General features: G+C 72.4%; 8 protein-coding genes. 4 read left to right on the top strand and 4 right to left on the bottom strand.

The window, feature by feature from the left end; translation table 11 throughout:
* Positions 1-110 precede the first annotated feature (110 nt).
* Complete coding sequence (locus EES42_RS11690; protein ID WP_241196360.1) at positions 111-836, bottom strand: AfsR/SARP family transcriptional regulator; 726 nt, start codon at positions 834-836, stop codon at positions 111-113.
* Positions 837-1164: 328 nt separating this feature from the next.
* Here EES42_RS11690 and EES42_RS11685 point away from each other — a divergent pair, with 328 nt between their 5' ends.
* The 4 genes from EES42_RS11685 to EES42_RS11670 all read left to right on the top strand — a co-directional run bounded on the left by EES42_RS11685 (position 1165) and on the right by EES42_RS11670 (position 5964).
* Positions 1165-3102, top strand: a complete 1938-nt coding sequence (locus EES42_RS11685; protein WP_124718058.1) for a hypothetical protein — start codon at positions 1165-1167, stop codon at positions 3100-3102.
* A gap of 76 nt (positions 3103-3178) precedes the next feature.
* Positions 3179-4084, top strand: coding sequence for a metal-dependent hydrolase (locus tag EES42_RS11680; RefSeq protein ID WP_124718057.1), 906 nt, complete (start codon positions 3179-3181; stop codon positions 4082-4084).
* A 2-nt stretch (positions 4085-4086) separates the two neighbouring features.
* On the top strand, positions 4087-5169 hold the full coding sequence (locus EES42_RS11675) for a PDR/VanB family oxidoreductase (RefSeq protein ID WP_124718056.1): 1083 nt from the start codon (positions 4087-4089) through the stop codon (positions 5167-5169).
* Positions 5170-5241: 72 nt separating this feature from the next.
* On the top strand, positions 5242-5964 hold the full coding sequence (locus EES42_RS11670; protein WP_124718055.1) for a TetR/AcrR family transcriptional regulator: 723 nt from the start codon (positions 5242-5244) through the stop codon (positions 5962-5964).
* A gap of 12 nt (positions 5965-5976) precedes the next feature.
* Here the strand turns inward: EES42_RS11670 and EES42_RS11665 are convergent, their stop codons facing one another.
* The 3 genes from EES42_RS11665 to pulA all read right to left on the bottom strand — a co-directional run bounded on the left by EES42_RS11665 (position 5977) and on the right by pulA (position 13969).
* Positions 5977-6327 (bottom strand): 5-carboxymethyl-2-hydroxymuconate Delta-isomerase, encoded by a 351-nt coding sequence (locus EES42_RS11665; RefSeq protein ID WP_124718511.1) that lies wholly within the window; start codon positions 6325-6327, stop codon positions 5977-5979.
* A 97-nt stretch (positions 6328-6424) separates the two neighbouring features.
* Complete coding sequence (locus EES42_RS11660; protein ID WP_124718054.1) at positions 6425-8461, bottom strand: ATP-binding protein; 2037 nt, start codon at positions 8459-8461, stop codon at positions 6425-6427.
* A 189-nt stretch (positions 8462-8650) separates the two neighbouring features.
* Positions 8651-13969, bottom strand: a complete 5319-nt coding sequence (gene pulA / locus EES42_RS11655) for a pullulanase-type alpha-1,6-glucosidase (RefSeq protein ID WP_124718053.1) — start codon at positions 13967-13969, stop codon at positions 8651-8653.
* Positions 13970-14044 lie beyond the last annotated feature (75 nt).

Here is a 14044-nt window from a genome sequence, read left to right as displayed (position 1 = left end):
CAGACGTGACCTCTGTCGCGTGCTGACCACGCCAAACCGACCGAACTCGGTAACGCGAACCCGCCACTGGACGACAGTGGCGGGTTCGCCAACTCCGCGCTACGGGGCAGCTACGGGGATCCGCCACCGGGGCGCGACCGCTGAAGTTCGGACACCAGCCGGCGCAGCCGCGGTGTGGGGCGGAGTCCCAGCTCGTCACTGAGCTGCTGCTCGTAACGTTCGAAGTCGGACAACGCCTCGGACCGGTTGTCCTCCGCCAGGTGGGCGCGGATCAGCGAAGCCTGACTGCTCTCCCGCAGCGGGTCCGCCTGGACAGCCGCATGGGCGGCCGTCACGGCCCAGGCGAACTCCTTCGTGTCGATGAAGGCTTCCGTCAGTGCCTCAAGGGCATGGAGCCGAAGCTGCCGCCATTGCTCCGCCTCCGGCAGCATCCACTCGTCGTACCAGCCGGGCAGCAGATCTGCGGACAGCTGGTCGACAGCCGCCGCGTTGAGGTCGGGCTCCTCGGCCGGGACATGGGAATCGATGATGCGCTGGGCCAACGACCGAGCCCGGAACAGGTCGACTTCGGCCTCCCGCGCGAGACGCACCTCGGCGGGGCAGATGTTCAGCGCCTGCTTCCCGAGGTCCTGGAGACGTGACAGTGCCGACCGCAGATTCGTGTTCGCGCCCTGCTCGGTCGCTTCGGGCCAGAGACTCCCGGCGACCAGAGTTCGGGGAACAGCAGCGCGATATTGTAGCGCGATAAACGCCAGTAGTCGCTTCGAGCCGACTGGGACGGTCACTGGTTCGTCGCCGACGACGATGTCGAAACCGCCGAGAAGAGAGATGCTCACGAACGGCCTGGGCCTGGTAGGCGGCGAGAAAACGAGATCATATGAGCTCATGGCTTGTGATCGCGTAGGAGTCGGTCTACCCGGCGCCCGTCGACTGGCCGCGCCGTCTTTGCTGGGGGCCAGCGATCTGTACACCTCCCGCTTAGCCATGCTGCTCTACCTGCCGAGAGATGTCGAATTGTCTTGAATCGGGGCCGCGGAGGTGCCCTCCGGCCGTGCCCGCACGGGTATGACGCACGGTTCCAGCCGACGGACGGCGGGCACGGTCGCCGTGCCCCGCGCGGACGGGCCGGGGTGACCATCGCACGATTCGCTCGTTCTGCTGAACGTGCGTCCACTGCCAGAAGTACCTTCCGCAGCCGCCCCGGCCGACGGGGAGCAGGCCGGGGCCGCGCTCGTCGAGCACTATCCCCGACTGGTCCGGCTCGGCTATCTCGTGCTGCCGCCGTCGCTCGGCAGCCACCGCCGGGTACTGAAGGCGCACGCGCTGGCCCAGCGGTGCCTGCTGTCCGGGCGCCGGGCGGGGGCCGGGGGCGGCATCCCGGCGCCGCGCGGGCCCAATGGTGCGGCGGCGGTGGATCCGTCGTACGCGCACGCCCGGCGCCGGGTGCTGCGTGCGGCCCTGGCGGCGGGCCGCCCGCGCCCCGGGTCCGGGCGCGCCCGGCTGCCGTCGCTCCTGCCGCTCGTGTGGGGGCTGCGGCTGTTCCCGCACTCCGGTGGCTCGGACGGACTCGCCCTGGAGAACGCCCTGTCGGCGCTCTCCGGTCCCGGCCGCGCCGCCCACGCCCTGCGCGGCCTGGAGGGGCTGGCCGACGCGGAGGCCCGGCGGGTGCTCGCGGACGCCGGGGTCGCGGACCCGTACGCGGCGCTCGCCCAGGCGGCGGGCGTCCCGGTGCCGCGCGCGCTCCTCTACTCCCCCGAGTTCGACCCCTGTTCACTCCAGGCCCGGCCGCCGGATCTGCTGCGCCGCCGCCGGCATGCGAAGGCGGCGCTGACGGCGGTCGCCGCGCTGCTGGTGTGCGGGGCGCTGCTGGGGCTGCCGGGCGAGGGCTGGGGGCGCGGCGCTCCGTCCGGGGCGCAGCACACCCGGGCCGCCGTCGCCGGACAGGCCCTGGATCCGGGCAGGGTGAGCCGGGTGTCCGCGACGTTCTGGCGGCGCTCGACGCGTACCGACTTCACCGCCTGGCCCACCCGTGGCAACCGCGCCGGGGACACCGGGCTGCTGCGCCGGGCGCTCACCGTCTGGGCGCACCCGGACGACACGGTGCGCTCCTCGGCGACCCCGGACACCCCCGTCGGGCCTCCGATGGGGGCGCCGCAACTGCTGTACGCGGGGGAGGCGGACCGGGTGGCGGTGGTGCTGTTCCACGACGGGCTGCGCGTCGTGCGGTACGCGGAGCCGCTGGAGGCCGGCCGGGACGAGGGCGTCGCGCTGGACTTCGCCCGGGTCGACGGCGCGGACCGGGCATCGGCCGTGGCGCTGATCGTGGCCCGTGCGGGCGACCGGATCCGCTACCTCACCGCGCCCTGGGTGACGGCGGTTTCGGTGCGGGACCTGCTGGCACCGGGCGCCGCGCCGCGCCCGCTGCGGCGCGGCCCCGACGGGGTGACCGCCGCGCTGACCAGTCCGGCGACGGCCCGCGGCTGCCGCGCCTGGGAGGCGATCGAGGTCCGCGACGGCCGGTCGGCCCGGCTGATGGCGGACCTCGGCGAACTGGCCCCGGCCCGGCTCACCTCGGGCCCGCCGTCCGCGCCGCACGATGTCACCGGGCGGGCCGAGCGGGACAGCTGGGCGCGGACCGCCTGTCTGCTGCCCGCGGTGCGCTCGTACGGGGTGCGGTCGGTGAACTCCTGGCAGTACGCCGTGCAGTCGCTGCCCGAGGGCAACGGCTCCGCGCGCTGGCTCTGCACCCGGGCGGAGACCTGGCGGGGTACCGGCAGCCGGGTCCTCGCCCAGTTCCAGGCCCCGTCGGCACCGGCCGCCGCGACGGGCGGGCCGCCCGGGGCGGTCGCGGCCAGGGCCGAGGACTCCCCGGCCTGCGGGGCGCGCGACTCCCGGGTGCTGGCCGGGGTGCTGTGGAAGTCGCAGGGCGGCCGCTGGTACGTACTGGCGGCGGGCAGTTCCCAGTTCGCCTCGCTGACCGCGTCGGGCGGAGTCGCGGCGCGCTCGGACGGCCGGCTGCTCGCCGCGCCGGCCCGGGCGGGCGACCGCGCGCGGCTGAACGGGACGCTGATGGACGGCAGTCGGGCTGGCGCGCTGCGCTGACGGCCCGTTCTCCCGGGCGTCAGGAATTCGCCGCAGGCCTCTGTTCCGGCGGCTTACCTCTCAGTACATTGACAATATGTCTAACACGCAGCCGGCGCCGGTCGCCTCGGAGCGGACGCCTCTCAAGGCCCGCAAGGTCTCCTTCGCCTGGGAGAAGACTCCCCTGCACTGGGTGCCGGGCGACCCGTTCACCACGCACACCATCAATGTGCTCCACCTCCTGCTGCCCGCCGGGGAACGCTGGTTCATCCACGTGTACCGGCAGGTGCTGCCGTACATCCACGACGAGCAGCTGCGCCAGGACGTCATCGGCTTCATCGGCCAGGAGGCCGTGCACTCCCAGGCGCACGACGACGTCCTGCCCCGCCTGAAGGAGCTCGGTCTCGACCCGACGCCGTACACCGCGCAGGTCGACTGGTTCTTCGAGAAGCTGCTCGGTGACCGGACGCTGCCGCCGGGCCGGGCGCGCAAGTGGTGGCTGATGGAGCGGGTGGCGCTGATCGCGGCGATCGAGCACTACACCGCCTTTCTGGGCGACTGGGTGCTCAACGCCGACGAGCTGGACCGGCGCGGCGCCGATCCGATGATGCTGGACCTGCTGCGCTGGCACGGCGCGGAGGAGGTCGAGCACCGCTCGGTCGCGTTCGAGGTGTTCATGCATGTCGACGGCGGCTACCCGCGCCGGGCCCGCACCTGGGCCACGGCGTTCAGCGCGCTGGTCTTCCTCTGGCAGCGCGGCATCCGCTTCTTCATGGAGAACGACCCGAGCCTGCTGAACGGCAAGGGCTCGTTCAAGGACTTCTACGTCAGCGGCAGGCGCGGCACCCTGCCCGCCACCGGTGATCTGCTGCGTTCGGTCCCCCGCTATCTGAGCCGGGACTACCACCCCTCGCAGGAGGGCAGCACGGCCCAGGCCATCGACTATCTCGCCCACTCGCCCGCGGCCACCGCCGCCGAGGCCCGTATGACGGGAACCAGCTGACCATGCCGCTCCCCCTGCCCCGCCTGCGCACCGTCGTCCTGGTCGCGGGCGCCGCGCTGCTGGCCAAGCGCGCCCTGCACCGCCGGATCCAGAACTCCCCGCTGTGGCCGCTGCCGGCCCTGGAGGAACCGGTCTCGGGCCACTCCGAGCGACGGACCACGGCCACCCGCCGGCTGCTGATCACCGAGCGGACCATCCCGGCCGAGGGCGTCGTACAGCTCCGCCTCGAAGGCTCCGCCCTGCCGCCGTGGCAGCCCGGCGCGCACCTCGATCTTCTGCTCCCCTCCGGTCTGGTCCGGCAGTACTCGCTGTGCGGCGACCCGGCCGACCCCGACACGTACACCATCGCGACGCGGCTGGTCGAGGACGGCCGGGGCGGCTCCCGGGAGGTCCACGCGCAGCTCCACGAGGGCGAGGAGGTGGAGATCCGCGACCCGCGCAACCGCTTCCCGCTCGTCGGCGCCCCCGCGTACCTGTTCGTCGCGGGCGGCATCGGCATCACCCCGATCCTGCCGATGCTGCGGTCCGTCGCCGCCTCGGGCGCCGACTGGCGGCTGCTGTACGGCGGACGGACCCGCGCCTCGATGCCGTTCCTGGACGAGATCGAGAAGCTGGGCGCGGAGGGCGGCCGGGTGACGGTGGTCGCCGAGGACGAGGCGGGCCACCCGGACGCCGCGGCGGCCCTGGCGGAGACCGCGGAGGGCACGGCCGTCTACTGCTGCGGCCCCGAACCCCTGATGGACGCGGTCACCGCCGCCCTGCCGCCCGGCCGCACCCTGCATCTGGAGCGCTTCACGGCGGGGGCCGCCTCGTCGGCCGGTTCCGGCCCCTTCGAGGTCGAGCTGCGCCGCTCCGGCCGCACGGTCCGGGTGGCGGCGGACCGGTCGGTGCTGGCGGCGGTCCGCGAGGAGGTGCCGTACGTCTCGTACTCCTGCGAGCAGGGCTTCTGCGGGACATGCCAACAGCGCGTCCTGGAGGGCGAGATCGACCACCGCGACGAGCTCCTGACGGACTCGGAGCGGAACGACTCGATGCTGATCTGTGTGTCCCGGTGCCGGGGCGAGCGGCTGGTGCTGGATCTGTAGGACCGCCGGGGCGGCGAGGTCGGGGCCGCCCGCCACCCCTGCCCCGCCGTCCCACTCGGTACGCTGTCCACCATGACGACCGGGGTGCGGCGCAGGATGGGCGTCGAGGAGCGCAGACAGCAATTGATCGGTGTCGCGCTGGAGTTGTTCAGTCACCGCGCCCCGGACGAGGTGTCGATCGACGAGATCGCGGCCGCCGCCGGGATCTCGCGGCCGTTGGTCTACCACTACTTCCCGGGGAAGCAGAGCCTGTACGAGGCCGCGCTGCGACGGGCCGCCGACGAACTGGCGGCCCGGTTCGTGGAGCCCCGCGAAGGTCCGCTCGGCACCAGGCTGCTGAGGGTGATGGGGCGGTTCTTCGACTTCGTCGAAGAACACGGCCCGGGGTTCTCGGCGCTGATGCGGGGCGGCCCCGCGGCGGGGTCCTCGACGGCGAACGCGATGATAGACGGGGTGCGGCAGGCCGCCTGCGAACAGATCCTGTCCCACCTGGGGGTGGAGGATCCGCCGGCCCGGCTGGAGCTGGTGGTGCGTTCCTGGGTGTCGCTGGCCGAGTCGACGGCGCTGATCTGGCTGGACGGGCGGCGGATTCCGCGCGAGGAGCTGCAGGTGCAGCTGGTGCACGACTTCGCCGCGCTGGCCGCGGTGAGCGCCGCGTACGACACGGAGATGGCGGGCATCGTGCTGCGGGTGCTCGGCCAGGAGCCGGCGGACGGCCCCTTCGGGGAGCTGCTGAACCGCCTCTCCGCGCTGGCGCCCGCCGTACCGGCCGTTCCCCCGCAGCGGCTGCCGTAGCGGCGGCGCGGCTCAGCGCTTGTCGTAGGACGGGTCCAGATCGCGGGTCTCCGCCGACGCGTGAACGGTGACGTCGGGTCCGGGCCCGAGGTGCGCCGCGGCCAGCTCCAGTACGGAGGAGGTCAGCCGGGCCTTGGTCTCCTCGCTGCGGCCGGGCAGCATCGCGATCGATATGTGCAGGACCGCGTCACCGGCGGCCGCGTCGCCGGCCACGAAGTCCTCGACGCGCCGGAAGCGGGTCTTGCAGGCGGCGATCTTCGTGGTGACCGTCTCGGCGACCAGCGGGTGCAGGGCGAGCGCGAAGCCGCGGCGGTCGAAGCTGTCGTCGAGCTCGGCGGAGTAGTCGACGGTGATCTGCGGCATCATGCGCTCCTCGGTGCGGGGCCGACGGGGACGGCCCGTTGTCGGACCTCACCCTTACGCTGATCGACATCTCCGTGCAAGGGGCACCGACCGCGCCCTACATGAGCAGTTCGCCCTGGAGCGCGGCTGCCAGGCCGACCTCCGCGTTGTCCGCCCGGCCCCGTTCGAAGGCCCGCTGGTAGGCGGCGTCGCCGACGGCCTCGCGGGCCTGTCGTTCGCATGCCGCGCGCAGCGGTTCCAGTTCGGGGGTGCCGCGTTGCGGCTGGCCGACCATCCGCCAGTACACCTGCCCGGTGCCGTAGACCCGGGCCGCGCGGGCACCCGCGCCCTGGGCGGCGATCGCCGCGGCCAGGATGTCCAGGCCCAGCGCGATGCCGAAGCGGTCGCGCATGCGGTGCTTGCCCGCCAGCATCGAGCGGGCATGGGCGGCGGAGGTCTCGGCGTCGCCCTGCAGCAGGGCGATCAGGGCGAGCTGGTAGTCGACGTAGCTGCGGGTCCAGCACTCGTCCTGGGCGACGCAGACCTCGCGCAGGACCGAGGCCGCCTCCGCCGCCTCGTCCAGCCGTCCGAGGCCGGTCAGGGCGAAGACCGTGATGAGCCGGCAGCGCAGCCGGTAGGCCTTTTCGAGCGGGGTGGCGGTGCCGGTCGAGCGCAGGACCCGGTCGACCTCGCGCAGGCCCGCCTCGGGGCGGCCGGTCATCAGATGGGTGAGGCCGCACAGATAGGCGGCGGCGAGGATGCCCTCGTCGGTGCCGTCGCGCGCGGCTTCCCTGGTGCACTCGCGGCCCACCCGGCGGGCGGCCGGGTAGTCGCCCTGGAGCATGACGGTGATGCCCAGCACCCACAGGGCGCGGGTGCGGTGGGGGCCCTCGGCCGGTCCGGCGGCCAGGGCGCGCCGGGCGTATTCGCGGGTCTGCGGGAGATGGCCGCAGCAGCACCAGAAGAAGCCGATCCGGCCGGCCATCTCCTGGGCGGCCGCGGTGTCGTGGGCGAGCAGGTGGTCCAGGGCGGCGCAGAGGTCGGCGTGTGCCTCGGCGATGCGGTGGTACCAGCTGATCTGGTCGTCGCCGGTCCAGCCGGCGTGGGCGTTGCGGGCCAGGCCGAGGAAGCAGGCGGCGTGCCGGTCGGCGGCGGCCCGTTCCTCGCCGAGTTCGGCGAGCCACATCCGTCCGTACTCGCGGATGGTGTCGAGCATGCGGTGCCGTACGCCGTCCCGGCCGACGACGGACTTGGCCACCAGGCCCTTCAGCGCCCTGGTCACACCGTCCGGGGTGAGCGGTCCCCCGGCGCAGACCTCGCGGGCCGCGGCCTCGTCGAAGTCGCCGCGCAGGACCGTCAGCCGGGCCCACAGCAGCCGTTCCAGCGGGGTGCACAGCTCGTGGCTCCAGCCGATGGCGGTGCGCAGGGTGCGGTGGCGCGGCGGCCAGATCGAGGCGTCGGCGGGCACGTCGAAGCAGGTCCTGATCCGGGCGGCGACCTGCTGGACGGTGTCCCGGCCGAGGGCCCCGGCCGCGAGTTCGACGGCGAGCGGAATGCCTTCGACGCGGCGGCAGATCTCGGCGGCGGCCTCCGCGTTCCCCGGCTCGTCGAGGGCCAGCTCCGGGGCGGCCACGGATGCCCGGTCCCGGAACAGCGTCAGCGCGTCGGCCGCGCCGTCGACGGGCAGCGGGTCCACCTCGACGACCTGTTCGCCCTTCATGTTCAGGGGCTGGCGGCTGGTGGCGAGCACGGTGAGGCCGGGTGATGTCGTGAGGATCTCGCCGAGCAGGTGGGCGCAGGCGGGGCGCAGATGCTCGCACGAGTCGAGGATCAGCAGCATTTCCTTGTCGACGAGCCATTCGCACAGGGCGTCGATGGGCATGCGCAGGGTGTGGTCGGAGAGCCCGACGGCGTCGGAGACGGTCGCGATGAGCAGTCCGTCGTCGTGCAGCGGTGACAGGTCGGCCCACCACGCGCCGTCGCGGTGTCCGGCCGCCGCCTGCCGGGCGGCGCGGACCGCGAGCCGGGTCTTGCCGACGCCACCGCTGCCGGTGAGCGTGGTCAGCCGATGCGTGGCGAGGGTGTGTTCGAGCCGGGCAAGTTCGGCTTTCCGTCCGACAAAGCTCGTTGTCTCCTCGGGGATGTTGCTCGCCATGGTCACCGTCGCTGAAACAGGTGGACCGGCCGGTCCCGGACCCTGTTCCGGTGCGGCACAGGCATGCGGGGACGCCTGTGCCGTCCGGAGAGGGGCCGGGACCGGCCGGGAGGTGGGAGGGCGCGCCGGGGGTGCGGTGCTGCGGCATTCCCCGACGGCTGCTGCCTCCCAACCTAGCCCTGTCCGGGCTCAACTCAGGGCGAACACTGCCACCGTGCGTCCCGGGACGGTGAATCTTCCCGAACTCCTGTCATACGTGGACTTCTTGACAGTAGGATCCGCGCCCGCAGCCTGGACGGGATGCAGCGCGTACTTCTTCCCCGCCAGTTCGGCGACCGTCTGGGTCTCCGTGCCGGGGGCCGCGTTGAGGACGACCACCAACTTCCCGAGCCGCATGGTGATCACCCCCGCGGTCTCGTCCTTCCCGGAGAGCGGGAAGGACAGGGCGGACTGCACCTGCCCCGCGGTGGCGAGGGAGAAGTCCCGCTCGGTGGAGCGGATGGTGAGCAGGTCCCGGTACGCGGCGGACGCGCCGTCGATCTGCGCGCAGCCGGGGCCGATCGCGGCGTCGGCCAGCAGCGGCTTCGCGTAGGACCACTTGGGCTCGTTGTCGGCGGCCGGCGGCAGCCCGCGGCCGAAGCCGTTGCCGTCGCGGCAGTCCCAGTGCAGGGCGTTGAACCAGTCGCCGCTGTCGTACGAGTTGCGGTCCAGGGACTTGGAGCGCAGCAGGTCGGTGCCCGCCTGGGAGAGCGAGGGCCCCTGCGAGAGGGTGGCCGTCGCCATCGCCAGGACCTGCATGCGGGCCCGGTCGGCCGCCGGGGTGCCCGCCGGGAGCTTGAAGGCGAGCGCGTCGTACAGCGATTCGTTGTCGTGGGCGTCCGCGTAGGCGAGGGCGTCGCCGGGGACCGCGGCGTATCCGGCGGGGGCGCCGTTGTAGTCGACGCCGGAGCCCTTGACCGTGCGGCCCGAGGAGTCGGTGAAGGTGTAGTCGGCGAGGTTGCCGGTGAGGCCGACCTTGATCAGGTCCTGGTAGTGGAGCAGCCGGGCCTTCTGCTCGGCCTTCGTGCCGTTGGCAGCCGAGGCGTTGGGGTCGGTGTAGAGACCGGTGGCGAAGCCCTGTACGCCCGGGTCCTCGTCGAACGGGGAGCCGCCTCGTACGGCGTCGCGGGACCGGTCGGAGAAGGTGGCGATACCGGTGCCGGCCATGTTCTTCTGGGTGGCCTGGACGAAGCGGGCGTCGTCGGCGATCTCGCCGAAGTTCCAGCCCTCCCCGTACAGGATGATCTTCTTCCCGTCGACGCCGTCCTTCGCCACGGTCAGCGCGTCGAGCGCCTTGCGGACGGCGAGGATGTTCGCCCTGGGGTGGTGGCCCATCAGGTCGAAGCGGAAGCCGTCGACCTTGTACTCCTTGGCCCAGGTGACCACCGAGTCCACGACCAGCTTGCCCATCATGGTGTTCTCGGGGGCGGTGTTGGCGCAGCAGGTGGAGGTGGCGACGGTGCCGTCGTCCAGCAGCCGCTGGTAGTAGCCGGGCACGATCCGGTCGAGTACGGACTTGTCGTCCTGACCGGAGGCGACGGTGTGGTTGTAGACGACGTCCATGACGGTCCGCAGCCCCGCGCCGTTGAGCCCCTGCACCATCCGCCGGAATTCGACGGTGCGCCGGGTGCCGTCGGGGTCGGAGGCGTACGAGCCCTCGGGGACGGTGTAGTGCAGCGGGTCGTAGCCCCAGTTGAAGGCGTCCTTCGCGGCGGCCTTCGTCACGCAGGCCTGCTGTTCCTCGGAGTCGGGGGCGTACACGGACAGGTCGCAGGCCGGCTTCTGCTGTGCGGACTTCTTCTCGGGAATGGTGCCGATGTCGAAGGCGGGCAGCAGATGGACGTAGCTCGTGCCGGAGTCCGCGAGGCGCTTGAGGTGCTTCATCCCGTCGGAGCCGGTGTCGGTGAAGGCGAGGTACTCGCCGGGGTGCTTCGAGGTGCGGTCCGCGATCGAGAAGTCGCGGATGTGCAGCTCCTGGATCTGGGCGTCGCGCAGCGGTACGGCAGCGGGTTTCCGCAGCCCGGACCAGCCCTTCGGCGCGAGGGCCGGGTCGTCGAGGTCGACGACGAGGCTGCGTGCGGAGTCGGTGGTCAGGGCGGTGGAGTAGGGGTCGGTGACCTTGTTGGTGACCATCTTGCCGACGGAGGGCGCCCAGACGTCCACCGTGTAGCGGTAGGGCTTGCCCTTCCAGCTCCTCGGGCCCGTGACGGACCAGACGCCGGTGCGGTCGTCGCGCCGCATCGGGACGCCGCGGCCGTCGAGTTCGAGGGCGACGGTACGGGCGGTGGGCGCCCAGACGGACAGGGTGGGCCGGCCGTGGCGGTCGAAGACCGGGCCGAGCGAGGCGCCGGCCGCGTGCTTGCCGTACAGGTCGTCGAGCACGCCCGCGCTCTGTACGCCGGTGGCCGCGAGCAGGGCGCCGTTGGCGGCACGCTGGGTGGCGATCAGCTGGCCGCGCAGCGCCTCACGGACCCTGTCCCGGTCCCGGGCGTCGACGGTGAACGCCGGGTAGTCCTTGAGGTGCGGGTACTTCGCCTTCTGCACGTCGGTCAGCGCGGACGGGGTGAGCCGCAGCCATTGCCCCTCGTCGGAGAGCGCCCCGTCGACGACGGAGATGGAGCCGTCCTTCGAGTGGACGAGCTGCTGGCTGGTGGCGCCGGTGGCCTTCACCTTCCATACGACGGTGTCGGCGTCGATCCACTGCGCCTCGGCCTTGGCGAGGTCGGGGGTGGGCACGCCGCCGGTCTGGGGCAGCAGGTAGCCGGGGGTCGCGCCGAGCATCCAGACCTCGTGCCCGTAGGTGGCGAGGTCGAGCGACTGGTCGCTGGGGAGGTCCTTCTCGTCGCCCTTGTGCAGGATGTAGCTGAGCGAGGTGGCGCCGTCGGTGAGGGGCACCTCGAAGGTGACGCCGGAGGCGTCCTTCTTCACCGGCTGGAGCGGCCTGGCCCAGTCGGTGGGGTCCTTGGCGCCGGTCCAGGTGTGCAGCCCCCAGCCGTCGTAGTCGCCGTCGGGCCGGTAGTAGTGCAGAACGGCCTTGGTGGTGTCCTGCGGCGGGTAGGCGCCGTCGGGGGCCTTGTCGGCCTGGCCGTCCCTGCCCTGCTCGATCCAGACCTGTCCGGTCCTGGCGAGTTCGACGGTGCGCTGCGGCCCGTCGGCGGTGCCGTCCTTCTCGACGGTGTACGGGACGGTGGAGGCGCCCTCGTCGAGCTTCAGCCAGGCGAAGGCCCCGTAGGCGTCGCGCCCGGTGAACTGCGCTGTGCGGCCACCGGACTTGAGCGTCCAGCCCGTGTAGTCGCCGTCCGCGCGCTTGTAGTGGACGACGGCGTGGTCGCGCTGGACGGCCACGGGCTTCGGCTCGGCCGGGGCCTGTCCGGCGGTGGTCCCGGCGAGGGCGCTCGCGGTGCGTCCGGTGCGGTCGACGACGACCGCCTTGTAGCGCAGTGGGGTTCCGGCCGCCACCTTGCCGTCCAGGTGCTGGGTGACCTTGTACGGGGCGTGGTCGGCGGAACCGAGCGTGGTCCACTTCCCGTTGCCGGTCTGCGCGGCGAAGACGACCCGGTTCAGCCCGCCGCCGTCGACGTCGGCGGAGATCTCGACGGTGCCGGTGGCTCCGGCGGCGGGCGCCTTCAGCGTGATGGCCGGCTTGGTGGCCGGGGCCCCCATCGGCTTCTCGGCGCGCAGCACGAGGCTGGACAGCGCGGGGACGGTGACGGTGACCTTCTTGCCGGAGCCGCTCCGGACGACACCCGAACCGCCGTACAGCGTACGGAAGTTCATACCGGCCGACGCGGTGGGCAGCTCGACGGTCCGTGGCCCGGTGCCGTTGTTGGTGGCGACGAGGTACTCGTACGGCTTCCGGGTGTCCGTGCGGGAGAACGCGTGGACGGACCCTTCCGCGTAGCGCTCGGTCTGGATGCCGTCGCGCAGGGCCGGGTTCTTCCGGGTGAGTCCGGAGAGCGCGGCGATGTTCCGGTACAGGGGGTGCTTCGGGTCGTACGCGTCGGTGGCGTGGGTGCGGTCGGTGCCCAGCTCGTCGTCGTCGAGGTAGTCGGCGGTCTTCGAGGCGAACATGGTCTGACGGGCGTCCTTGTCGCCGCCCGCACCGGTGAAGCCCTGCTCGTCACCGTAGTAGACGACGGGGTTGCCCCGGCCCAGGAACATCAGCTCGTTGGCGAGTTCCGCGCGCCGGAGAAGTTCCGCGTCGTCGGCCTTCGGGTTGTCCTGCTTCAGGAAGGTGCCGATGCGCCCCATGTCGTGGTTGCCGAGGAAGGTCACCTGCTCGTAGGCGTTGGCCTTGTCGGTGGTGTAGCGGTAGTCGTCGCCGAAGACGGCGGCGAGCTTCGAGGCCGGGGCGCCCTGGGAGGCGTACTGGCGTGCCGCTTCCTGGAACGGGACGTCGAGCGTCGCGTCGAGCCGGCCCCGGGTGACGTAGGGGGAGGTGACGGCGGTGTCGGCGGAGTAGACCTCGCCGAACATGAAGAAGTCCTTGCGGCCGTGCTCGGCCGCGTAGGTGTCCAGGGCGGTCGCCCACTGGGTCCAGAAGTCCAGGTCGACGTGTTTGACGGTGTCGATCCGGAAGCCGTCGATGTCGAAGTCGCGGACCCACTTCTCGTAGATCTTCGCCATGCCGGTCACGACCTCGGGCCGTTCGGTCCACAGATCGTCCAGCCCGGAGAAGTCGCCGTACTCGGCGGACTCGCCGGCGAAGGTCGAGTCGCCCCGGTTGTGGTACATCGTGGGGTCGTTGAGCCAGGCCGGGACCTTGTCGTTCGTGGTGTTGCCCGGCGTGTACGGGAACGAGTCCGCGTCGACCTTCGCCAGGCCCTTGCTGTCGTCGAACGGGCGGCCGTCCTTGTCCAGGTACGGGTAGGCGCCCTTCGGCCGGTAGCCGTACGCCTTCTCGGCGTAGTCGACGGTGTCGGCGGTGTGGTTGGTGATGACGTCGAAGAAGACCTTCATGCCCTTGGCGTGGGCCTTGTCGATCAGCTTCGTCAGGTCGGCGTTGGTCCCGAAGTGCGGGTCGACCCGGGTGAAGTCGGTGATCCAGTAGCCGTGGTAGCCGGCCGAGGCGTCCTTGCCGGTGCCCTGGACGGGGCGGTTCTCGAAGATCGGGGCGAGCCAGATGGCGGTGGTGCCGAGGCCCTTGATGTAGTCGAGCCTGTTGGTCAGGCCCTTGAGGTCGCCGCCCTGGTAGAAGCCCTTGTCCGTGGGGTCGTACCCGGTCTCCAGGCGCGAACCGGTGAGCCCGCCGCGGTTGTTGGACGGGTCGCCGTCGGCGAACCGGTCGGGCATGACGAAGTAGAACTGCTCGCGGGTCAGGTCGTGCCGCGCGGGTGCCTGGGCGAGCTTCGCGTCCGAGGGCGGGCCCGGGGGTCTCGGCGCGGCCGACGCGGTGGCCGCCGGGACGACGGGGAGGAGCGCCGCGCAGAGTGCGGCGACGGCTCCCCGTCCGAGGGTGGAACGGGACACGGGCTGGGTCTCCTTGTGTACGGGTGGGGGGCTCGGGGTGGGCGGACTTGTCGGGTGGCGGGGTGGGGCGGGGGG

The sequence above is a fragment of the Streptomyces sp. ADI95-17 genome (assembly GCF_003846175.1).
Lineage (GTDB): Bacteria > Actinomycetota > Actinomycetes > Streptomycetales > Streptomycetaceae > Streptomyces > Streptomyces sanglieri.
Note: the sequence above shows the minus strand (reverse complement) of the source record. Positions and strands in the feature narration are given on the sequence as shown.